A 20629-nucleotide genomic window follows, 5' to 3' on the forward strand; every position below is an offset into this window, starting at 1 on the left:
GGGAACCCGAGATCCTCACAGCGTCATCGATTGCTGACTGCGGATGCAGGGCGCGACCGTTCACCATGCATCTGTATATGGGCGCACGGTCCTCGCGGCAGAATTGAAAAGATAGCAGTGTCGTCCTGCATCCGCCGCATCCGCGGGGGCCGGCAACTCCATTCCAAGGTCAATTGTCTTGCGTTCGAGAGCCGGGCTTTTCGTCAGTAGACTGACTGAGCAACATCCTCCGGCTTGCCCTCAGCGGGTGCGCATTCTCTCTGCCATGGCGCCACCAGAATGCGGCCCGCAAGGCCGCTGCTATCCGCTGTAACGCCATAGTGAGGTGGCCTAACGGGATTTTACGGGACCGCCTGTGGAAGCCAGCCTACATCTGTCCCCGTCAGGATATCGCTGCGGATGATATCGCCAATGATCCGTAGTTTACGATGTTCACGCTGTTACCAGCGCAACCTTCGGAGATAATGTCATGAAACGGCTTCTGCTCGCACTCGCAATCGCCGGCATGGGCTCGCTCCTCGTTACCAATGCCGACGCGCGGTCTGCCTATGACGGCCCCTGGAGTCTCCTGTTCGTCACGCAATACGGTCCCTGCGATCCGACATACAGTTTCTCCGTCAACATCATCAACGGGATCGTCACTCATCCCAATCTGGTGAATTTCAGGGGGCGCGTGGCGCGATCCGGCGCCGTCCGCGCCTCCGTGACCGTGCACGAGAAATACGCTTCCGGATCCGGCAGGCTCGTCGGTCCATCAGGTCGTGGAACCTGGAGCGGTCATTCCGGCAATGCGCGCTGCGCAGGCTATTGGACGGCCCAGCGCAACTGACCAGCCTGCGCAACACTGATACGGCCCTGCTCTCGGTGACGTCTGTGTCGGAACATGGCTTGGCGGAACACCAACGGCTTTCGCCGGACGCCACCTTGATCCCCAGGCGCGGAAGCCGCCGATACTGCGCGACCGCCTTGTCCCGGCATCCCTGCCAGCTTCACGCAAGCAAGATGGTCATTATATCAGAGAGCTTTCCAAAAAAGGATGTCTTGATGGTGTCGACGTACGCCAGCTACAATTCCGTCGTGCGCAACCTCCAGCAGTCGCTGACGCGAGTTGCGCAGCAGCCCGACGTGACACGAAGCGCCGCCTATTACAAAGACAACATAGGCAAGGTCAAAACCGTCGACGAGTTTCTGAAGAACGATCGACTCTACCAATATGCGATGAAGGCATATGGGCTGGAGGATATGATCTATGCAAAAGCCTTCATGAAAAAGGTGCTGGAGAGCAATCTCCTCGACGCGAACAGCTTCGCCAACAAACTGACGGACAAGCGCTTCCGGGATTTTGCTTCGGCATTTTCCTTCACAGGCTCGGATACGCCCGTTGCGCAATCGTCAAACCAGACTGACGAGATGATCGGCTTGTACACGGCAGCGGTCCAGAGGCGGGTTGACGCAATCGACGAAGACACGCGCTACTACAACATCGTGATCGGCAGGGTCAAAAACGTCGATGATCTGCTGAACGACGACCGCCTTCGCACATATGTGTTTGAGGCGTTCGAGATCGATGACAGCAACTGGTCGCGTGACACGATACGGAAGGTCTTGAGCAGCGATCCATCCGATCCAAACAGTTATGTTAACACCGTTTTGGGTCCCCAGAAGGATGCGATCAATGCCAGCCTCGGTCAAGCCCAGGCGGTTGCCACCGATGCCAATTCGAAAATTGCGCAGTACATGGCGCAGCTATCGCAACCTGGCGCCGATGTGACAGGCTTGAGAGCGAAGATTACGACCGAAACAAACCGGTTGGCGCAAAGCAAGGCAGACATATCGAGCTACCAAAACTCTCTCTCCACGATCGGCCACTATTTCGATCTCGCCGGCGCGTTCGAGTTTTCGGCAGATGGAACGCTTGCTTCCGGCACATCCGCTCAGACCGACGCGAACCGGACCAGCACCAACGACAAGTTCGTTCTCACCAAGGGGGCAGAATATCTCGACGCGGAGGAAGAAAATGAAACCCTCGCGATCACGCAGTTCAGGGCCAATATTTCTAAGATAAAGTCAGTTGAACAGTTCATGTCGACGCCGAACGTCTATAACTTCGCACTCAAGGCGGCTGGCCTCGACCCGGAAAAAGTCTCGCCGGTCACGATCAAGGCTGTGCTCACCAGCGATCTGAGCGACCCGACAAGCTATGCCTATACCCTCGGAGACGACCGATACCTACAGCTCGCGCATGCTTTCAACTTTGACGGCAAGGGCGACCTGACAACGCCCCTGCTGGCGCAGAACTCGGTTGAAGTCACGCAGATCGTCAAGGACTACATCGTTGCAAAAACGCGATTTGCAAGCGCCGCGGAGAAGGACAGCCTTCGACAAAAGGCTGAGAAGGACGCCAAGTATTACCAGACCACGATCGCAGGCATCGAGAGCGTTTCCGAGCTGCTCTCGGACAGGAAATTGGTCGATATCGTTCTCGTCGCAAACGGCCTGGATCCCGCGAAGGTAACCAACGACTATCTCAAGAAGATCTTCAATTCCGATCTGAACGATCCCAAGAGCTTCGCAAACACCGCCAGCGACTCCCGCTTTGCCGAGATCGCGGCATCGTTCAATTTCGACAAGAAAGGCAACGTCGCCCGGATAGAGACAATAGGACCGCAGCGGCGAGACCAGCTCCTGGAAACGCAGAACAGCTACCTCCAGAAAACGTTGGAAGCGCAGCAGGGAGAGGCGAATGCGGGTGTTCGCCTGGCGCTGTATTTCGAACGAAAGTCCGCACAGATCACGTCCGCATACGATATCCTTGCTGACCAGGCTCTCGCGCAGGTGTTTCGAACCACCTACAATCTGCCCGACGAGATGGGAAGCATGGACGTCGATCAGCAAGCAAAGATCGTAGAAAAACACCTCAACCTGAAGGATCTCGCCGATCCGGAGAAAGTTGCAGCGCTGTTAAAGCGGTTTACTGCGATGTACGACGTGAAGAACAACAGCAGCCAGGCCACGTCACCAGCGCTCGCCATCCTGCAAGGGGCAGGCGCAGGCATCAGTCAAGACACGCTCCTGTCTATCGCGCTGTTGGGCAAGCAACGTTGAACAGCCGCAGCTCCCGGCAATATGGAGGCTGCATTCCGGATGCGCACCTGACGGACTGCTGCGATCGCGGAAGATCCGCTGCTAACACCAACATCACGTCCCGGTGGCCCAGGGGATCGTAGGTTTCACGCAAGGTTCGCTTGCTATCCAGCAAATCAGGATTTGCCTGTCCGCCGACAAAACCATGGCCGAACCAGCAACCAACGAGACCGCAGCCCCAGCGACACCGACTGCCCCGCAGCCAACCGCCACCGAGGACGGCAAGGGCGGCGCATCGCAGACGCGCCCCGGCAACAAGGCGAAAGCCGCCGCCCCTCGCGTGGCCGCAGCTACCGTTGACGAGCTGCTCGCCCAGGAGGCGCTCGCCACCATGAAGCGCACCCGCACAATGCCGCGGCCAGAGCCTGTCAGGCCCAAGGCGCGTACGCCCATCCCGGCCGCCACACTCGTCGTCAAGAAGCCGCAGCCGCGGACATGGATGGCGCCGTTCGTCACCCTCGCAGTGATCGTCGCGATCTCCTCTTTCATCTCCATAGGCGGCGTCGCCTTCCTGGTCTTGCGGCCCATTGCCATCAACACCGCATCCGATACCGAGCTTCGCAACCTCCGTGAGGCGATGTCGCAACTGCGGCGCAACGTTGCAACGCTATCAAGTGACGTCGCGGCGAACCGCGCGGCATTCGACACCGCAAACCGAGCCTCGAGCGACCGATTTGGCCGCCTGGTCCAAAGCGTCGAGCGCGTCGAAAGAGATCAGTCGATATCGGCCACCAGAGTCGAGCGCATGGCCGAAGCAAAGCCGCCGGTTGCGCGAACCGTGGCGGCGGCCTCATCCCCCGAAATCACTGGCGCCATTCAGCCGCAGCCGCGGCCAACCAGTGCGCGGCGAGAGATCATCCAGGGCTGGCGCGTGCGGCGCGCTTATGAGGGCGTCGCCATAATTGAAGGACCAGCAGGTGTGATCGAGGTTGCTCGGGGCCAGGATGTGCCGAACCTGGGTCGCATCGAGGAAATCAAAAACGAGAACGGCGGCTGGCAGGTAAGGACCAGCAAGGGCGTCGTTCCTTCCGCGCGTTGATGTGGCTGCTGCACGACCGATCGTATGACGCAGTCAATTCGCGCGATATGCACGCTAGCGTGCATCACCGATATGACCGCTAGCGTGCATAGCGTTGCAATGCAGGTACGACATGCTCCAACTTTCCGCAGGTTCCACTCGCGCCGTGATCGTGCCGTGCGACGCGCTGTCTGCATGTCGATCGTCAGACATACGCCTGTTCGTGCAACGCGCGACGAACGGCAGTCCATCTATCGCATCTCCGGCGTGCGCGACGTTTTGCCACTCATCGTAGTCGGGCGCTCACCAAGGCAAGGCCGCACTTCGGCCAATTTCCATCACATCAAGCGATGGTCTCTTGTCGCCTCATGATGATCCTCGTGCCAGCAACGCCACTTCAACGCCGCGGCCGCGATTGGGCTGATGATTGTGGAGTGCCTTCAGCAATTCGACAACGTCACAGTTGCCCAACCGACGAAGAATCTGACTCACGCACGCGGAAAATGATCTCATCGAAACACGGATATGTTCCGCGACGGTTTCAGGACGATGATCGCCACTCGTGGCGCTGCGGTCGGCAGAAGAATTCTCTCCCTTTGTCTCAACTTAGAGGAGCACATTGCCAAGTATTCCGAGCAGATTGGTTGAGTAAGCGTTTCAATAAAGCAACATCTACTCGCTGATGAGTTGTCTCGCAGTAAATGCCTAGTTCAATTGCTTGACGATCATACTCCACTTCGACGTAATGGACGTGATCCGATTCGACAGTGCGCGAGCTGATGTTCATTCTTGATGTGACCTTCAACAACAAGACGCTGTTCGCTTCTCGCCGCAATTTCGATCGGTTGTATCGAGACCAGACTGCAACTGCACGAACAGTGCTGAGGAATCCCAAAAGACTGCCGAACAGCATCACCACGGCAACTTTCCTCATCGCCTCAAATGGCGGCACCACCCGCACCTGATCAAGCTTTCGAGCGAACCAGACGCGCGTGTTTCGGTCTCAGTAATTTGTATCGTGTCAGTACCTGTTGTTTTGCGTAACCAAGCGGAGCGAGCACGCCTGCTCGACTCCACAACAACTATCTAGGGCAAACAGGGGCATCCACATGTTCATCGTCATCGATGATCGGGAGACCGTTACACGGGGCTATGCGGCTGGATTCGATCGCGAAGGCGTCGTTTCGATCGGCTTCTCATCGAAAGATTTTCGCGAATGGCTGCAATCCGCCGTCGGCAATGACGTAATGGCAATCGGGGCGTTTATCCTGGGGGACTGCTCGGATCGAACGAGCATTCCCAAGAGCATCCGCAACAAGTCTCACGCACCGATCATCGCCCTGAACAACCTGAAGCAGCTCCGGGATACGATCGAGTTGTTCGAAGCCGGCGTTGACGACGTTGTCCATATTCCGATCCATGTTCGCGAGATACTCGTTCGCACGGCCGTCATCCGACGACGAACCGGCGGTCAATCAGCCGAAACGCCAACGAGCCTGATCCACGTTTTTCTTGACGGCCGGGATCCGGAAATCGGCGGCAGAACGCTGGCCCTGCCGCGTCGCGAGCTGCGCATTCTCGAGCATCTGGTCGCGCACCAGGGAAAGTGGCTTACAAAGACCCAGCTCTTCAATGCGACCTACGGTCTTTTCGACTCGAGCTTCGACGAAAACGTAATCGAGGGGCACGTGAGCAAGCTTCGCAAGAAGCTCCGCAACCATCTCGGCTACGATCCGATCGAGTCAAAACGCTATATGGGATACCGGCTCGACGACTTGAGAAGGCGGTCTAACGGCGAATTTGATCCTTCGAAACATAATTGAAATCCTGGACGAGCACGTCCTGCAAGACCTCAGCCTGAAGGCGCTTGTTGACGTGCTCTCTGACCGTACGTGCAAAGTGGGCGAGATCGAATCGAGCGAGGTTCTTGAAGTCGAGATTCTCGTCGGAATAGATTTTCCGAAATGCCTCGTCCACAACAAAGGCTTCAGGCGGCACCGGCAACTGACGAAGCACTGTAGCATCGGCCGTGAAGACGAACTGTGCAACGATGTAGCCTTGGACGCTGCCTTCCGCGATCATCGGCACGTTGATTACCCTGGTCTTCTCATAGAGGAGGCCGCCCGCGTATTCCTGCTTGGCCGCAGGCGCGGCATGTCCTTCCTTCCAATAAGACAGAGCCAAGCTTGCACCGACGGTGACGATGCAGGCCCAGACTCCTGCCACGAGCAGCCTGACTATTTGCATCCACCCTGCCCCATCAATGAGTATGTGCCATCCGATTCAACTTCCTGGATCGACCTCGCGATAATCGCCGAGACCTCGCGAACGGCATCGAGGTGCATTTGTAGTGCGGCTTGATTTCTTACAAGGCCTGCCCGCAGGCGCGTCAGGTGCGCAACCACCCGCGGGTCGAACTCGATTCCCTGTGTCACGCGCATCGCCCTTGTCAGTTCAAGCAGGCCACGATTCTTGCGCTGACTAAAGGAATCAAAATCGACTTGCGTCCGGCTCTCAAGCTTGTCCGTCTCCTCGTCAATGGTTGCCGTGAGCCGCTCGATCGCATTCAACGCGTTGGAGTTGGTTCCGAGCCATTGAGCCGCGATATCCTGCGCATCCGTTAGCTCGGGCAAGGCTTGTTGTGACAGCGCCGGCAAACCGCCTCCCTCGGAAACAGTCGTCGCCTGCGCCTCGAGGATTTCAAGCGTTTGTTGCTGCTCGTTATTCTGATTCATCGTTGCGCTCATCTTGCTGCAAATTAGCCCTTACCAGTCGCGGAATTGGCAACGGAGCGCGCTTTCGCGAGCTGCTTGGCAATTCCGATTCCGTCACCCTTGGCCATCTCATTGCCGATCTGCTCAGCCAGCATCGACCGCCAGATCGTGCCGGCGGTTCCCTTGCCGAAAACCTCGCTTGCGTTCTGCGGCAGCATCGACTCGACGAACGTTTGCAGGACGAACGCTTCGAACTTTCGATACACAGCGCGATCGGTATCTGCCTTCCTGATGATCGTGGCGTGCCCGCTGCCGTCGATCGCACCGCCGCGCGCAGCGCCCGTGCCTTGCGCAGACGCTACGGTTCGTTCAAGCGCGCCTGCCTCGATCTTCCGGTCCATCGCCGCAGCGAAGTCTTCGCCGCCTGCCGATGAGGCGCGCTCAAGCTTGCCAGCGGCCGTGCGCTGGGAGACCGGATCTGCGGCCTCCATCACATCCAAGATAAGATCCGGTACGGGGGTGACCGTCATGCTGTGCCTCACTAGATCATGATCCGATTAGAGGGAATCGGATCATGATCTCATCTCCTTGTTTGAGCATGATCTTTTCGGAAAGCCGGTTTCCACTTTTCCGGATCATGCTCTAGCGATCCGAACTGGTTTCGTTGGCCTGCATTCTCTCGGCTGGCCGTTTTGCCGCTGTTTCAGTTACTTCCTCGAGGACGCGCCGCTCCTGCTCCCGAAATGCCTGCCGCGCGACCGTGCCGGCCATCCGGAGCACCTGCTTCAGCTTGCGCGCCTCGGTCATGGCCTGCGAGGCGAGACGCTCCTTCGCCTTGGCAAGCACTCCCTGTTCGACGCTCGCCGTCCTCAGATTCTGGCCCGCATTTTGCGCCGCCAACGGAGGCACTCCGTTCCCGTCGTTGAAACCCTCGATGATCCGACGCTGCCGCTCCTGCAGTTCATGCTCCTTCGCACGGCACTCGATCAGCTCCCATTCCGCAAGGCGGTGCATCTTCGCCTGGACGGCGGCGATGCGACGGATTTTGCGATCTCTTGATTTCATGCGTCGATCAACCGGCCAGCCACGATGAAAATGCGATAGTGAACTGCAGCACGAGTTCGCGACTGGTGAGATAGACCAGCATGAGGCCGCCGAACAGCACGAAGGGCAGCGAAATGAAATAGACGGGAATGCTTGGCGTCAGCTTGTTGGCGAGCCCGAGCGCGAGGTTGACGATGACCCCGTAAATGACGAACGGGCTGGCCACCCTGAGCGCCAGGACGAACGCTTGTGAAAGATGATCGGCAAGCTCGGAGAGGCCGGTCTCGCCGCTGATGCCGACCGCCGGCGTCCAGGTCCGATAGGAGCCGATGAGGCCGCGAAGCAGCTCCCAATGTTGATCGGTCATGAAGAACAGGACGATCGCCGGCAATGTGATGAATGGCACGAGGGCCGGCATGTGTTCGGTGTCTTCCATCGTTCCGGCTATTCCGCTGAGCCCGATCGCGGATGCCGCCATCGTCGCCATTGTTTCCAGCGCGAGGAAGAACACCCGGGCGGTCAGGCCAATCAGGAGACCGATCACCAATTCCGACATGATCGCACGGACGATGGCCGCCGTCGCAGCCGTCTCGACGACCGGGCGTACGGTGGCTTCGAGCAGGGGCGCCAGCATCAGCGTGACGTTGATGGCCAGGAACAGCCGGACCTGCACTGGAATGTTGGAACGAGAGAATCCAGGCGCAATCATCAGGCACGTGCCGACCCGGCAGAAGATCAGGAAGGTGGCCAGCACGGAGCCTGATGCGCTCGCGATCAAGAAATGGCTCCGAGCGACTTCACTTCGACACCACGAGCGATCTCGACGTGCGACAGCACCGGCAGGGTGGGGAACATCCGTTCCGTGATCATGCGAACATACTGACGCACCTCGGGGGGTGCGACGAGCACGACGCTTTCGCCCTGGCCCATTGCCTTTCGAACCGCGGTAGAGACATCCGCCGCAAACTGCTCGACAAGGCGGGGATCGGCGTCGAATTCCACGATCTCGCCCTTGGCATCGCGTTTGAGGCTTTGATGGAATGCGAGATCCCAGCGATTTCCAAGCCGCAGGACTTTCAGGACCCCGTTGTCGGCAAAGTCACCGCAGATCTGCTGCGCGATGCGCGTGCGAACGTGCTCAGCGATATGTTCGGCGCGGCGGACGTAAGGCGCGATTTCCGCAACGGCTTCGAGGATTAGGTGCAGGTTCCTGATCGAGATGCGCTCGGCAAGCAGCAGCTTGAGGACCGCTTGCAAGCCCGAATAGGAAATTTGCGACGGGCAGATATCCTCAATGAGCCGCTTGTACTCGGGATCGAGCCGATCCAGCAGGGCTCGCATGTCCTTGTAGGAAAGAAGCTGCGCCAGGTTGCCGCGGATGATTTCACTCAAATGGGTGAGAAGGACGGAAATGTTGTCCGCAACCTTGAAGCCATCCCGTTTGACTTCTTCGAGGAACGTCTCCGGAATCCACATCGCCTTCATGCCGAAGGCCGGCTCCACCGTCTCATCGCCCGGCACGTCCGGTTTGCGAACACCGTCGAAGAGCACCAGAACCTCGCCGATGCGAAGCTCATGCTGCGCCACGATAGTGCCATGTATCTTGATGCGGTAGCTCTTCGGCCCGACGGACATGTCGTCCGTCAGTTTGATCTCGGGAATCACAAACCCGTATTGGGTCGCAAAGCGGCGGCGTATCTTGCTGACGCGATGCGCAAGTTCCCCGTGCACATGCAGCATTTGAACCGCTAGCTGGCTGCCCACGCAGAGCTCGACGTCCGCCGTCTTCAGATATTCCTTGATCGATTCTTTCGACTCTGCCTGCGATCGTTCGCGCTCCTGCGCCGCAAGCGTCGCCTCCTGCTGCCGTCTTGCCGCCTGCCGACGCGGAAGCGCGTAGCTCATGAACGCCATCACGCCGCCCAGGAAGGCAAAAGGCAGCAGTGGCAGGCCCGGCAACATTCCAAGAACGAACATCATGAGCGCAGCCACCGACTGCGCGCGCGGATATCCGCCGAGCTGCTTGAGCACCGTCTCCTCGGCCGATCCCCTGGTGCCACCCTTCGAAACGAGCAGGCCAGCCGAAAGGGAGACGATGAGCGCCGGGATCTGCGAGACCAGACCGTCACCGACGGAAAGCTTGGTGAAAACGTCGGCCGCCCGCGCCAGTGGGAGGCCGTGGTGGACCACGCCGATGACGATGCCGCCGAATATGTTGATCGCAGTGATGATCAGCCCGGCGATGGCATCGCCGCGCACGAATTTCGAAGCACCATCCATTGCGCCGAAGAAGGCGCTCTCCTCCTCCAGCTCCCTGCGCCGACGCTGCGCCTCCTTGTCGTCGATCAGCCCCGCGGACAGATCGGCATCGATCGCCATTTGCTTGCCCGGGATCGCATCGAGCGTAAAGCGGGCGCCGACTTCCGCGATACGCGTGGCGCCCTTGGTGATCACGACGAAATTGACCGTGACGAGAATGGCGAAGATGATCAGTCCGATGACGAAGTCCCCGCCCATCACGAACTTCGAGAATCCGGCGACCACATAACCGGCCGCGTGCTCGCCTTCGGCCCCGCGCGACAGGATCACCCGCGTCGTCGCCACATTCAGCGCAAGGCGAAGAATGGTCGCAATCAGCAGCACCGTCGGGAAGGCCGAGAAATCAAGCGGGCGCTGAATCCACAGCGACACCATCAGAATCAGGGCAGAGAGCGCAATCGAGAAGGCGAGGCCGACGTCAATCAGGACCGACGGAACCGGCAGGACCAGCATCGTCAGGATGGCGACGATGCCGACCGCAAAGGCAACGTCGGCACCCATCCGACGCTCGCTCGGCAGAGCTGGGCTTAGTGCTTGGGCCATGGGGATTCCTGGGACACCGTCATGTCAGCACATTGCAGCGCCTAGCTTGCGCGAAGGTGGTGGCGACCGCGCCCGGCTTCAGAGCGTTTTCGAAGTGGACACCGGTTCGCGTGAAGAAAACGCGTCAGAACAAGAACCTAGAGCTTCGGTTCTGATCCCATCAGAACCGAAAATGCTCTAGAATCCGTGCTCGATCCGCGAGTAGAGCAGTTCGGTGAAGGCGTAGATATGCGCGCCGATGAACGAGCCCGAGACCGCTACCACGATCAGCATGACCACGATCTTGGGAATGAAGGTCAGCGTCATCTCTTGCACCTGGGTCAGCGCCTGCAGCAGCGCAATCAGGATACCGACGATCATCGCAGCCCCGACCGCGGGGCCTGATACGACGATGATGGTCCAGATCGCCTGCTGAACAATGTCGAGAGCGTCGCGTTCGTTCATGGCTTAGCTGATCGTGATGCCCGGCCCGAGCTGCACCTCGACGCCATTGTCGAGTTTCGCGACGGCTCCGCCCTGGATGATTCGCACCGACATGATCTTGCCTTTGACATCCTCGCCATCGGAGCTCGTAAATGCCGCCGTGTGTCCGACCAGGCTTTCGGCCTGGGCGAGCGCGCTGGAGGACAGCAGCGTGTCGAGCTTGGTATTCGTCTGCATTGCCTGTTCGACGGCGGAGAGCTGCGCAAACTGGCTCATGTATTGCGACATGTCCGTCGGATTGGTCGGATCCTGATTCTTCATCTGCGCGATCAGGAGCTGCAGGAACTGATTGTAGGTCACCGTTGTCGGCGCGGACGAGGATTCTGAGTTCTTGTTCGCCGTCGAATTTGGAGAAGCCACGCTGTCAACGTTCATATTGTCCTCCTGATGCTTCACGCGACTTCGACAGGCCTCGGCAAATCGCCGCCGGCCAGAATCATCTGCTCAATCTCGAACAGTGCGCGAGTTCTGCGCAAAGCCTCATAGTATCGCTTCGATTCGACCAGCTTCTCGATCTGCTCCAGGCCGTCCAGAATCTCTGTGTTTTCGGTGGCTGCGAGCAGCCCCGACCGCTGCTGCCGATAGACAGCTTTCGCCTCTTCGACGTCGTGCGGGCTCATGAGCATGAGCTGGACGACGAAATAGAGCTGGCGCAGCGGGGTCGTCGCGTCCGTGACCTGCATGACCTGGCTCTCGAGCAGAAAAGTCACGTCATTGATCAGCTCGAGGGTCACCTTGCGGTCGGCCCTCAACACCGCTCCATTCACATAGATCCGCTCGCCGCCGCGCAACGAAATACAGATCGGCTTCTTCATGCGAGGGCGTCTCGGATGATGACGTTGATCGCGACGAGCTCCGCGACGTCGCTGGATTCCTCTTGCCGAAGCCGATCCGCTTCCTTGATGATCCACAGGCCGATCGAGATAAGGTCGGCGCGCAACTTTTCCGGAAGCCCGTTGCGGGCGTTCGAAAGGTCCTCCACGAAGAACGCCCAGATTCTTCGAATGAAGAGCAACGCCTCGGCGTCCTCTGGGGGCGCAAGATCCCCGCTCTGCAGACGCCTCAGCAGATCGATCCCGTGGCTCAGGGCCTGTTGCTCGCGGGCACGTGCCTCCCGCCCGCTGTCCTCGATCACCGCATCGTAACTGGATAATGTCATCTAACTCGCAGCCGGCTGGTTACTGACGGGATCGCCGATCAGAGATAGTTGAGGATGCTGAGCTGCTGAATGCGCGCCGTGAGCGCCAGCGACATGTCCAGCTGGTTTTTCAAGTTTGTGACGCGAACAGACGCTTCCGCCGTATCGACCTCTTCCATCGCCGTGACCTGCTTCGTGATCAGATCGCTCTGGATCTTCAGGCGGCTCGTGGCGCTGGTTGTCTGCTCCTGGGCGGTTCCCAATTTGGCGCCGACACCGGCCAAGTCGTTGATCGCATCACCGATGATTTCGGTCGCCTTGTCGACCACCACCTGGAACGCGTTCTGGTTGAGGTTTTGCGTGCCGAGGTCGCTCAGCATCGTGTAGGCCATCGCCAGTTTGCGAAATGCAGGTTCGTTGGCGCTGGCTGACGAGTCGATGGTTTCCGTCGTCGAGATGCGGCTCCGCATCACCTGATCGGAAGCGGTCGACCAGTTTGCGCCCCAGGCCGGATCGTCGAACTGCGCCTTGAACGTCGTATCCAGAAAGTTTGTCATCGCCGCGGCGGTGATGTTCGAGACCGCGGTATCGGTTTGCGTGAAACCGAAATTTGCCAGGAACGCGGCATCGACGGCACTCTTGCTGGTCGAGCCGGCCTTGTAGTCAGTCACCGGCTGCACGCCGGTATTGATGCCGCCGAACAGATATTGGCCATCCGTCGTGACGTTCAGCGCGCCGATCAGACTGTCGAGGTTGGCGCGCGACGGCGTCAAGATGACGTTGCCGCCGTTGGCGGAATTGCGCGCCGCAAACAAATCCTTCTGGAAGGATTGCGCCGTACTGATCAACTCGCCCACCCGCTGCTGCGAGACGTCGAGCCGTCCGCCGACAAGGGCGTTGGTGTCCACCAGCTTGTCGACGTCGAGCAGCTCGGCCCTGAGCGTCACATCACGGCCGGTGAGAGCGCCGAGCTCGCGGCCCACATCGGCGAAGCGGCCGGTCGTCGCCTCCTTCGTCGCTTGTGCGATTGCGGTCTGGCTCTTCATGGCCGCGATGCGCAACGTCGTCGAGATCGAGTTGGAGGAAATGAACGTCGTAGCCATACCGTTACCTCACCGCCGCCAGAAGGTCTTTCAACATCTCGTCGATCGTCGCGATCAGCTTCGACGAGGCAGAAAATGTGCGCTCGACCTGCAGCATGAACGACATTTCGTCGTCCATGTTGACGCCGCTGACATTGGACAGCGCTTCCGCGCTGCGCTCCAGCAGCGTTTGGCTATAGGTCGCTTCATCGTTCGTGCTCTTGCGCTGAGCTTCCAGCCAACTCACCGACGAGCCGGCGAAGTCGATCAGGCTCGCATTCGGCTTGCCAAGAGCCGCCGGGTTGAACGGACGGCTCTTGGCCATCTCATCCACAAGGCCCTGCACCCGAACCGAGTAACCGGCGGCGCCGCTCGTGTTGTACCGATAAGCCACGTTGCCGGAGATGGCACCGTCTCTCAGCAGCAGCGGATTGCCACCTGCCCCCTGATCGACTGACGGGTTGACGAAGATGGTGCCGGCGAGCCCCGAGGAGATCACACCCGCCGGCGGCATGGCCGGCGCGCCCGGGTAGGTGAAAAGTCCGGGCACATCGGGCAGCGCCGCGCCAGTCTGGTCGCTCTCCGCGAACGTCTCGATCAGGCCGCGCGCGATTTCGTCGAGCTGGTTTTGATAGGTGACCGTGGAATCGTCGCGCAGCGCGGCAAGGCCCGCGAGCTTTCCGCCATGGATCGGCATCACGGCAGACGCGCCGGTGACGGGCACGCCGTCAATATAGACCGCATTTCCGGTGGTGCCGGCGGCGTAAGCATGGGTCGGGGCAAGCGTGACCGATCGCGCTTTGGTCTCGAAGAGCGTAACGCCCGAATCCGTGTAGATGACCATATCGTTGTTGGCACGGGTCGCGACCGTTATGCCGACCTCCTGCGAGAGCTTGGAGAGGATGTTGTCCCGCATATCGAGGTAGTCTGTGACATCGCTTCCGGTGATGGTCCCCTTGACGATCGATGTATTGACCGTCTCGAACTGGGCCAGCAGTTGGTTGATGGTCGAGACCGATGTCACCATGTCGGCATCGGCATCGGCGCGTACCGACTGAACCGTCTTCGTCGCATCATTGAGTGCTGAGGCGACGCCTTTGGCCGCCGTTACTGCCGCTTGTGCGAGCGTGATATTGTCCGGCGCCGTCGCATATTGCTGCAGGGCGCTCTTCAGCTTGGCAAGTTGCGCGGCCGGCGACTGGTCCTGCTGCGGGTCGTCAACGGTTGTCGCCGCGATCTTCTGCAGCCCGTTATAGATCGAATCCTGCTTGGCAGTGGAAGACGCCGCCTTCAGCACATTGTAGAACAGCCCCTGGCTGGTGGCGCGCTGGATGCCAGCAACATAGACCCCGTTTCCTGGCAGCGACGCGACCAGCACATTCTTTCGCGAATAGCCGTCCTGCATGGAGCCGGCGATATTGCGCGATATCACGGAAGCCTGCGCACTGGTCGTCATGAGCGACGTACGCGCCGAGCTGAGTGCGACCGTGAGTGACATGAGACCCCCCGCCCCGATGATGCGCTGACGCCGCTTAGCGCTTCAGATTGACCAGTACGTCAAGCAGGTCGGCGCCGGTCTGGAAGACCTTTGAATTGGCGGTATATCCGCGCTGCGACTCGATCATCGATGTCAGCTCGGCCGCAAGATCGACGTTGGACTGTTCGAGCGCCTCCGATTTAACGGTGCCCAGGCCGCTGCGCCCGGCGAAGTCGAGCTGCACGTTTCCGGAGTCGATTCCGACCGAATAGACATTCCCAGCTTCCGGCACGAGATTGTCCGGGCTCGGCACTGTCGCGAGCGGAATTTTATAGGAGGCGAGCCGCGTGCCGTCGGCATAGATCGAGTATAGCGTGCCGTCGGCATCAACCTCCACCTTGTCGATCGAACTCGGAGCATTGCCGTTGACGTTCGGCTTGAAGGCGAAGTCGTCGGCGACCTGCGTCATCGCCGAAAGGTCGAGCGTGAACGGCGAGCCGCCCGGAATTGTAAACGTGAGAGTAGTGGGGCTGGCCGCGTCCAGCTTGCCTTTTCCGGTCGCACTGACGTCGAAGGTAAACGTATCGGAATCCAGCGGTCCGCTTGAATAGGGGAAACCGCCGTTCGTCGATGCAGCGTTGTCATACGCTTGCACGTCCCAAGTGTTGGCCGCCGTCTTGAACATGTACACGTCGAGGGTCACCTTGTTCCCGATATTGTCGTAGGTGACGATCGAGGTCTTGGACGTATAGGCGGGCGGACCTGCGGTAATGGCCGAGTTGGCATCGAGATTGGCACTCTCCAATGTCGCCCTCGTCGAGGGATTACCCTGAAGTGCCGTTTGCGCGATGTTGACGACGTCCAGGCCGGTCAGACCATTCGCGACAACGTTGGGCGGACCGTTCTTGACGTTATAGCCCATCAAATAGAAGCCCGCGGCATTGACCAGATTGCCTTCGCCATCCGGCACGAAGGAACCGGCGCGGGTCAGGAACGGCGTGCCGCCGGCATCGGTCACGACAAAGAATCCGTTGCCCTGGATCATGAGATCCGTCGCTGATGTCGTGTATTGCGGCGCTCCGGGATCGGAGATGGCGTAGCGGACATTCGTCTCCACGCTGCCCGAATTGTAGTTGCCGGACCCGCTCCTCAGAATGAGCGAAGAGAATTCGGTGGAGGCGCGCTTGTAGCCTGTGGTGTTGACGTTCGCGATGTTGTCGGCCACCGTCGACAGCTTGTTGGATTGCGCATTCATGCCGGAGCCACCAGTGCGCATGACACCATACAGACTCATCAATCACCTCCATCGTGAGTGAATATCATTAGAGCCGTTCTTCCTTGTGCGAGGCTGTCTGCGGCGCATTCCTCTAGCTCAGGTCGTGCGCTCCGCGCAGTATGCGCGTGCGCCGGTCGTCCACGCTCCAAAGCCGCTCGCCACCAGGCTTCCGATCACGCTGCAAATGTAGCGCCGTTGCGCGACCGTATTGTTCGGACCTGCGTTGTAGCGGGCGACCGCCATGGTCCAGCTCCCCTCCCGCGCGCGCAATTCCTTGAGAAAGCGCGCCGCATAGTCGACGTTTTTCACCGGATCGAACATCGCCTCGACGCTGGCGAACTCGCGCCCGTGATAGTGATGGTTGATCTGCATGCAACCGAGATCGACCAGCTTGGCGCCCTTGCTCTTGGCCTCACGGAACTGAGCAACGGCATCTGGGAGGTCGCTAGCCATGGCTGTCCGGCCATCGATATTGAGCGCGTAAGGGTGCAGGACACCCTTGCGTCCCGTCTCGCTCAGGCCCACTGCATACAACACCCCAAGCGGCACGCCGTGAGCACGTGCCGCACGCGCCATCTCACGCTCGCAGAGCCCGTCGGCACGTGCGACGGTGGACAGGCTACAGATAGACAGCACCGCCATTGCGATCGACCGCAACCTCTTCATCCTGGCGACGCTCGGTTGGCTTGATGAACTGGTCATGGCCCTGCTGCCTGTTGTGACGCGTCCCGGCTTGCGCATCGCTCGACTGACGCTCCGAGGCGCCGTTGTTGAACTGCGATCCGCCCTGGGGCTGCTGCGACGATTGCTGGTCCGATTGCGCGTGCGATTGGCCGCCACCTGACGTCGGATGGCGCGCACTGCTATGGTCAATCGACGCAATTTCGAACGTGTAGCCGGCGGACCGCATCGCATCCATCAGGGCGCCGCGATCCTTGCGCAGCAGCTCCGTTGTCTCTGGCTGGTCCGCCAGCAGCCTTACCTCTACGGCATCGCCGGCCAGGCGCATCCTCACGGTCACCGTACCCATGCTGGGCGGATCGAGTTGCAGCGTCAGCATCCTGATCGGCGCGTCCGGCCCTCGACGCATATCCGGAGGTGTGAAATCGGCCGCAGTCGCGGGGGCTGCGGCCGGCGCCGTTGATAGATCAGGAGCGATGCGATCGACGATCTTCTGCAATAGCGTCGGCTGGCCGACGGGCTGGAAATGCGTCTCCTGTTCGCGCACCGCCACCTTCACCGTCGGCATGGGCCGCGTCTCGATTGCACTGCCTGATGATGCAAAGCGCTGCTCGGGGACATCTACCTTTGGAGATTTTGGCTCACCCGGCGTGAGCAGGTCCGCTCGGTGCTCGACCCGGGCTTGCGACCGGGCTGGGAGCGGAGCATCGCCATCATCCCGCGGAGAGAGTGGCTGATCGAGCCTGGAGATCATGGAACTGAGTGCAGCCTCGGGCGTACGCCATTCCGGAGCAGGCGAGGTGATTTCTCCGCCCGGTTGGTGCGAGGAAGTCTCACGTGGCTGCTGGCGGGTCCGATCCTTGGGCCGACCGGCGACGTGGTCCAGCACTTCCGCGAGGGGATTGGACGGCTCAGGGTCCTGCGGAGACTCCATATCGACACTCTTGGCATCGAGCTGCGGCTTTATATCGAGCGGCTTTTGCTTCGCTCCCTGCGCGAGCACCCGGAGCTGCTCACGGAAATGCCCGGCGTCACCCTTGCTGTCCTCGACCTTCCCCTTGTGGTCCTTGGCGAGCATCGCGTTCTGGGGAACGAGGCGCGAAGCCGCCTTGCCACCGGTGAGCTGGCGGATCATTGCCATCAAAGGGTCGGTCTTGTTCATCGAGCTCGCTCCTTCAATTGCTCTTTCGATTCGTCGAGAAGGACTTGCGCCCGATTGACGGCCGCAAGCGAGCGGCCGAAGTCGATCCGCGGGCGCATCGACGTCTGCGCCTCGCCTGACTGGTCCTGCTGTGCCGGGGCTGCGGGGAGCGCCTTTTTGACGTTGCGTCCGACCGCGAGCGCTGCCTTCAGCAACTCGGCATCTCGTTCGGGAAGCCGGCCAACCTCGATCTTCTGCAGATCCAACAGCGCTTGTTCATGCGCGTTTGTCACCACGCGCGCGGCCGCGCGATAAAAGCGCGCGCGCTCTCGCTCGGAACTCCCCTCTTCCGTGAGCCCCAGCACGCGCTCTGCCGCCAGATCCGCCATTTCGACCTTGCCGCGCACCAGCGCGGTGCGCGCGATCAGCAGATACAGGGCGCGCTGGCCGGCGTCGTCGAGTTGATCGAGCAAGGCGACAAGGCGGGGAAACCGATCCGATTGCTGCACGAAGCTGAAGCGCGCGACAGCCACTGCGAGGCGTTGGCGGAAATTCCCCGCATAGATCGAATGCCTGAAGCGTCGAAAATATCTTTGAGCCAGCGCTTCGAACTTGTCGAAATCGTCAACCTGGCCGGCGACGAAGATCTCCCGACGCAGCGCGGCCTCCTCGACCAGCGTTCCCGGCATCAGTAGTCTCGCGTCATCGAGCCGTTCGATCGCGGCTTTCGGGTCGGTCTGTGCGACGAGCGCGGACTGCACCAGTGCAATTTCGGCCGCGATGGTCGGCGGCAAGTCGCGCGCATGGATGCTCCCAAGCCGCGCCTTGGCGTCCTCCGCCCGGCCTTCCACATAGGCGATCGCGCCATCCAGGATCGCCTCATCGAGGACGAGCAGTTTCCGGGAGCGCAGCGCTTCCGCCACCTGGGGCGATCCTCCGCTCAGCAGGAAGGTCACCACCGCGCGCGAGTTTCTCGGCTCCTTCCAGACGGACGGATCAACTTTCTGAAACTCTTCGCCCAATCGCTTGAGCAGGGCCGGCTGCGCATTGTGCGCCTCCAGGCTTCCGCGCGCGATGTCATCCTGCAAAGCGTGAAGCGTCCGGACCAGTTGATAGGGTTCGCGCGACGGCGCTTCAGCCTCTTCGGCTCGGGCTGCGCCGACCAGAACGACCAGCGCGACGGCGATGGTTCCCGCGCGGTTCATGGCAAAGGAGTACGAATCAAAAGCTCGATCCGCCGATTCTCGGCGGCCGACGGATCGTACTGGTTTTTCGGCCGGCGATCGGCAAAACCTTCAATATGGTCGACGCGCCGGGCATCGAGCCCGCCGCGTATCAGCATGTGATAAGCCATGTGAGCGCGCGCGGTCGACAATCTCCAATTATCGTATTCCGACGATCGATAGGGGCGATTATCGGTATGGCCGCGTACAATCACCGGACCCTGGCTTTGTGATATCAAGGGCGTGATCTTGTCGAGGGCCCGCACGAGGCCAGCGGTTGGTTCGGCCGACCCGGTGGCGAACATGCCGTAGTTGACATCGTCGGTGAGGCTGACGAGGAGGCCCTCATTGCTCTCGCGGACCTCAGCAACAGGACGCGCCGATCCGAGCGGCGCAAGAGCGGCGGAGATGGCAGCCTGCAATTTGGCCGCCTCGCTCTGCACAGGCTTCCTTTCGGCTAGCGGAGCGGCTGAGCCTTTATCTCCTGGAGGAGCGGTTGAGCCCTTGTCTCCCGCGGGCGGAGTCGAGCCCTTCTCTCCTTGCGCCGCAGATGAACGATTGGCGGCCGGATCGTTCATGGAGTCATCATCGGCGAACAGGCCAATCGCCTTTGCCGTATTCTGCTTTTCGGTCGGTACCGGATATCCCTTGGCTGAATCGGATCCCTGAATGGGGGCCGCCGTGGCATCCGGCTTGCCTTCCGACGGGCGTGGACCTTTTCCCTCGCTGAGCGCCGTGGCGTCATTGTCGAACGGCAGATTGCCAAGCTCCTTGCTGCCTGACGCCTTCTTTTCCAGCGGCGCTGAAGACCCCATGGGCCAATAGACGGGATCAAACGGGTCTTTGAAGGCCTCGCCGCCCTTCCAACCCTCTTTGCGGGTCGAATCCAGCGCAGTGCCCACTTCCGCGATCCGCGGGGGACCGCCGGCAATTTCCGACAGCACCGCGTAAGGATCGCGGAACAGCGTCGCCTCACCGAAACGCGGCGGCTGCGCTGGCTGCGCCTGCTCCGGGCGCTGCGTATACTGCGCCGACTTGCCCGGTTCGGGTTTCGGCCGCAGGCTGTCTTCCTCCTCGGCCTTGCCGGGATCGACGCGCCGGGCATCGTTGATACCCTTGCGGTCAGGGGTCGAGTCGGTCAGCTTGATCGGATTGAAGTAGTTGGCGACGCTTTCGCGCGTTTCCTGGTTGGTGGCGCTGATGAGCCACATCACCAGAAAGAACGCCATCATCGCCGTCATGAAATCGGCATAGGCGATTTTCCAGACACTGTTGTGTGATTCCTCGCCGTCGAGACTGCTCCGGCGTCGAACGATGATCAGCTCTGCCCTGTCTTGATCGGCCAT

Annotated in this window: 22 protein-coding genes; 5 read left to right on the top strand and 17 right to left on the bottom strand. The window is 60.3% G+C overall.

Annotation, left to right across the window (positions count from 1 at the left end):
- Nucleotides 1–469: 469 nt before the first annotated feature.
- From AAFX91_RS01005 to AAFX91_RS01025, 5 genes are all read left to right on the top strand, one after another.
- On the top strand, nucleotides 470–829 hold the full coding sequence (locus AAFX91_RS01005; protein ID WP_245475660.1) for a hypothetical protein: 360 nt from the start codon (nucleotides 470–472) through the stop codon (nucleotides 827–829).
- A 215-nt stretch (nucleotides 830–1044) separates the two neighbouring features.
- The gene (locus tag AAFX91_RS01010; RefSeq protein ID WP_394565291.1) at nucleotides 1045–3105 is read left to right on the top strand and encodes a DUF1217 domain-containing protein; all 2061 of its coding nucleotides are present in this window, start codon (nucleotides 1045–1047) and stop codon (nucleotides 3103–3105) included.
- A 184-nt stretch (nucleotides 3106–3289) separates the two neighbouring features.
- Complete coding sequence (locus AAFX91_RS01015; protein ID WP_394565292.1) at nucleotides 3290–4183, top strand: hypothetical protein; 894 nt, start codon at nucleotides 3290–3292, stop codon at nucleotides 4181–4183.
- Between the two features lie 746 nt (nucleotides 4184–4929).
- Nucleotides 4930–5127 (top strand): hypothetical protein, encoded by a 198-nt coding sequence (locus tag AAFX91_RS01020; protein WP_394565293.1) that lies wholly within the window; start codon nucleotides 4930–4932, stop codon nucleotides 5125–5127.
- A 144-nt stretch (nucleotides 5128–5271) separates the two neighbouring features.
- Nucleotides 5272–5985, top strand: a complete 714-nt coding sequence (locus AAFX91_RS01025; RefSeq protein WP_130577340.1) for a response regulator transcription factor — start codon at nucleotides 5272–5274, stop codon at nucleotides 5983–5985.
- Here AAFX91_RS01025 and AAFX91_RS01030 read toward each other — a convergent pair.
- The 17 genes from AAFX91_RS01030 to AAFX91_RS01110 form a co-directional block, all read right to left on the bottom strand.
- Nucleotides 5951–6409: a hypothetical protein gene (locus tag AAFX91_RS01030; protein ID WP_130577341.1), complete on the bottom strand. Its 459-nt coding sequence runs from the start codon at nucleotides 6407–6409 to the stop codon at nucleotides 5951–5953. The genes AAFX91_RS01025 and AAFX91_RS01030 overlap by 35 nt on opposite strands.
- The gene (locus tag AAFX91_RS01035; protein ID WP_245475691.1) at nucleotides 6400–6897 is read right to left on the bottom strand and encodes a hypothetical protein; all 498 of its coding nucleotides are present in this window, start codon (nucleotides 6895–6897) and stop codon (nucleotides 6400–6402) included. The genes AAFX91_RS01030 and AAFX91_RS01035 overlap by 10 nt, the downstream gene beginning before the upstream one ends.
- A gap of 23 nt (nucleotides 6898–6920) precedes the next feature.
- Nucleotides 6921–7406, bottom strand: coding sequence for a rod-binding protein (locus AAFX91_RS01040; RefSeq protein WP_394565294.1), 486 nt, complete (start codon nucleotides 7404–7406; stop codon nucleotides 6921–6923).
- A 112-nt stretch (nucleotides 7407–7518) separates the two neighbouring features.
- Entirely contained in the window at nucleotides 7519–7941 is a 423-nt protein-coding gene (locus AAFX91_RS01045; protein ID WP_130577343.1) for a hypothetical protein, read from the bottom strand.
- Between the two features lie 7 nt (nucleotides 7942–7948).
- Complete coding sequence (gene fliR / locus AAFX91_RS01050; protein ID WP_130577344.1) at nucleotides 7949–8698, bottom strand: flagellar biosynthesis protein FliR; 750 nt, start codon at nucleotides 8696–8698, stop codon at nucleotides 7949–7951.
- A complete protein-coding gene (gene flhA, locus AAFX91_RS01055; RefSeq protein ID WP_394565295.1) occupies nucleotides 8695–10782 on the bottom strand; it encodes a flagellar biosynthesis protein FlhA in 2088 nt (695 codons plus the stop codon). The genes fliR and flhA overlap by 4 nt, the downstream gene beginning before the upstream one ends.
- Before the next feature lie 177 nt (nucleotides 10783–10959).
- On the bottom strand, nucleotides 10960–11226 hold the full coding sequence (gene fliQ, locus AAFX91_RS01060; RefSeq protein ID WP_027581587.1) for a flagellar biosynthesis protein FliQ: 267 nt from the start codon (nucleotides 11224–11226) through the stop codon (nucleotides 10960–10962).
- Nucleotides 11227–11229: 3 nt separating this feature from the next.
- Nucleotides 11230–11640 (bottom strand): flagellar hook assembly protein FlgD, encoded by a 411-nt coding sequence (gene flgD / locus AAFX91_RS01065; protein WP_282529142.1) that lies wholly within the window; start codon nucleotides 11638–11640, stop codon nucleotides 11230–11232.
- Nucleotides 11641–11657: 17 nt separating this feature from the next.
- The gene (gene flbT, locus AAFX91_RS01070; protein WP_165420987.1) at nucleotides 11658–12068 is read right to left on the bottom strand and encodes a flagellar biosynthesis repressor FlbT; all 411 of its coding nucleotides are present in this window, start codon (nucleotides 12066–12068) and stop codon (nucleotides 11658–11660) included.
- An 8-nt stretch (nucleotides 12069–12076) separates the two neighbouring features.
- Nucleotides 12077–12424 (bottom strand): flagellar biosynthesis regulator FlaF, encoded by a 348-nt coding sequence (flaF, locus tag AAFX91_RS01075; protein ID WP_282529141.1) that lies wholly within the window; start codon nucleotides 12422–12424, stop codon nucleotides 12077–12079.
- Nucleotides 12425–12462: 38 nt separating this feature from the next.
- Nucleotides 12463–13506 (bottom strand): flagellar hook-associated family protein, encoded by a 1044-nt coding sequence (locus AAFX91_RS01080; protein ID WP_394565296.1) that lies wholly within the window; start codon nucleotides 13504–13506, stop codon nucleotides 12463–12465.
- A gap of 4 nt (nucleotides 13507–13510) precedes the next feature.
- Entirely contained in the window at nucleotides 13511–14983 is a 1473-nt protein-coding gene (gene flgK / locus AAFX91_RS01085; RefSeq protein ID WP_394565297.1) for a flagellar hook-associated protein FlgK, read from the bottom strand.
- Nucleotides 14984–15017: 34 nt separating this feature from the next.
- Nucleotides 15018–16256, bottom strand: coding sequence for a flagellar hook protein FlgE (locus AAFX91_RS01090; protein ID WP_394565298.1), 1239 nt, complete (start codon nucleotides 16254–16256; stop codon nucleotides 15018–15020).
- A gap of 78 nt (nucleotides 16257–16334) precedes the next feature.
- Nucleotides 16335–16904 carry a transglycosylase SLT domain-containing protein gene (locus AAFX91_RS01095; RefSeq protein WP_394565299.1) on the bottom strand — a complete coding sequence of 190 codons (570 nt, stop codon included), beginning with the start codon at nucleotides 16902–16904 and terminating at the stop codon, nucleotides 16335–16337.
- Nucleotides 16858–17997 (bottom strand): flagellar hook-length control protein FliK, encoded by a 1140-nt coding sequence (locus AAFX91_RS01100; protein ID WP_394565300.1) that lies wholly within the window; start codon nucleotides 17995–17997, stop codon nucleotides 16858–16860. The genes AAFX91_RS01095 and AAFX91_RS01100 overlap by 47 nt, the downstream gene beginning before the upstream one ends.
- A gap of 80 nt (nucleotides 17998–18077) precedes the next feature.
- Nucleotides 18078–19265, bottom strand: coding sequence for a chemotaxis protein (locus tag AAFX91_RS01105; RefSeq protein WP_394565301.1), 1188 nt, complete (start codon nucleotides 19263–19265; stop codon nucleotides 18078–18080).
- On the bottom strand, nucleotides 19262–20629 hold the full coding sequence (locus AAFX91_RS01110) for a MotB family protein (RefSeq protein WP_394565302.1): 1368 nt from the start codon (nucleotides 20627–20629) through the stop codon (nucleotides 19262–19264). Before AAFX91_RS01110 ends, AAFX91_RS01105 begins: the two co-directional genes overlap by 4 nt.

The organism is Bradyrhizobium sp. 31Argb (genome assembly GCF_043638955.1).
In the GTDB taxonomy this organism is placed as follows: Bacteria; Pseudomonadota; Alphaproteobacteria; order Rhizobiales; family Xanthobacteraceae; genus Bradyrhizobium.

Coding starts and splice junctions, on each gene's coding strand:
- AAFX91_RS01010 (WP_394565291.1), top strand. CDS start 1,045: ATGGTGTCGACGTACGCCAGCTACAATTCCGTCGTGCGCAACCTCCAG.
- AAFX91_RS01035 (WP_245475691.1), bottom strand. CDS start 6,897: ATGAATCAGAATAACGAGCAGCAACAAACGCTTGAAATCCTCGAGGCG.
- AAFX91_RS01040 (WP_394565294.1), bottom strand. CDS start 7,406: ATGACGGTCACCCCCGTACCGGATCTTATCTTGGATGTGATGGAGGCC.
- AAFX91_RS01105 (WP_394565301.1), bottom strand. CDS start 19,265: ATGAACCGCGCGGGAACCATCGCCGTCGCGCTGGTCGTTCTGGTCGGC.
- AAFX91_RS01025 (WP_130577340.1), top strand. CDS start 5,272: ATGTTCATCGTCATCGATGATCGGGAGACCGTTACACGGGGCTATGCG.
- AAFX91_RS01030 (WP_130577341.1), bottom strand. CDS start 6,409: ATGCAAATAGTCAGGCTGCTCGTGGCAGGAGTCTGGGCCTGCATCGTC.
- AAFX91_RS01045 (WP_130577343.1), bottom strand. CDS start 7,941: ATGAAATCAAGAGATCGCAAAATCCGTCGCATCGCCGCCGTCCAGGCG.
- AAFX91_RS01100 (WP_394565300.1), bottom strand. CDS start 17,997: ATGCTCGCCAAGGACCACAAGGGGAAGGTCGAGGACAGCAAGGGTGAC.
- AAFX91_RS01015 (WP_394565292.1), top strand. CDS start 3,290: ATGGCCGAACCAGCAACCAACGAGACCGCAGCCCCAGCGACACCGACT.
- AAFX91_RS01095 (WP_394565299.1), bottom strand. CDS start 16,904: ATGAAGAGGTTGCGGTCGATCGCAATGGCGGTGCTGTCTATCTGTAGC.
- flgK (WP_394565297.1), bottom strand. CDS start 14,983: ATGTCACTCACGGTCGCACTCAGCTCGGCGCGTACGTCGCTCATGACG.
- flaF (WP_282529141.1), bottom strand. CDS start 12,424: ATGACATTATCCAGTTACGATGCGGTGATCGAGGACAGCGGGCGGGAG.
- AAFX91_RS01080 (WP_394565296.1), bottom strand. CDS start 13,506: ATGGCTACGACGTTCATTTCCTCCAACTCGATCTCGACGACGTTGCGC.
- flhA (WP_394565295.1), bottom strand. CDS start 10,782: ATGGCCCAAGCACTAAGCCCAGCTCTGCCGAGCGAGCGTCGGATGGGT.
- flgD (WP_282529142.1), bottom strand. CDS start 11,640: ATGAACGTTGACAGCGTGGCTTCTCCAAATTCGACGGCGAACAAGAAC.
- AAFX91_RS01090 (WP_394565298.1), bottom strand. CDS start 16,256: ATGAGTCTGTATGGTGTCATGCGCACTGGTGGCTCCGGCATGAATGCG.
- fliQ (WP_027581587.1), bottom strand. CDS start 11,226: ATGAACGAACGCGACGCTCTCGACATTGTTCAGCAGGCGATCTGGACC.
- AAFX91_RS01110 (WP_394565302.1), bottom strand. CDS start 20,629: ATGGCCGATCAAGACAGGGCAGAGCTGATCATCGTTCGACGCCGGAGC.
- AAFX91_RS01005 (WP_245475660.1), top strand. CDS start 470: ATGAAACGGCTTCTGCTCGCACTCGCAATCGCCGGCATGGGCTCGCTC.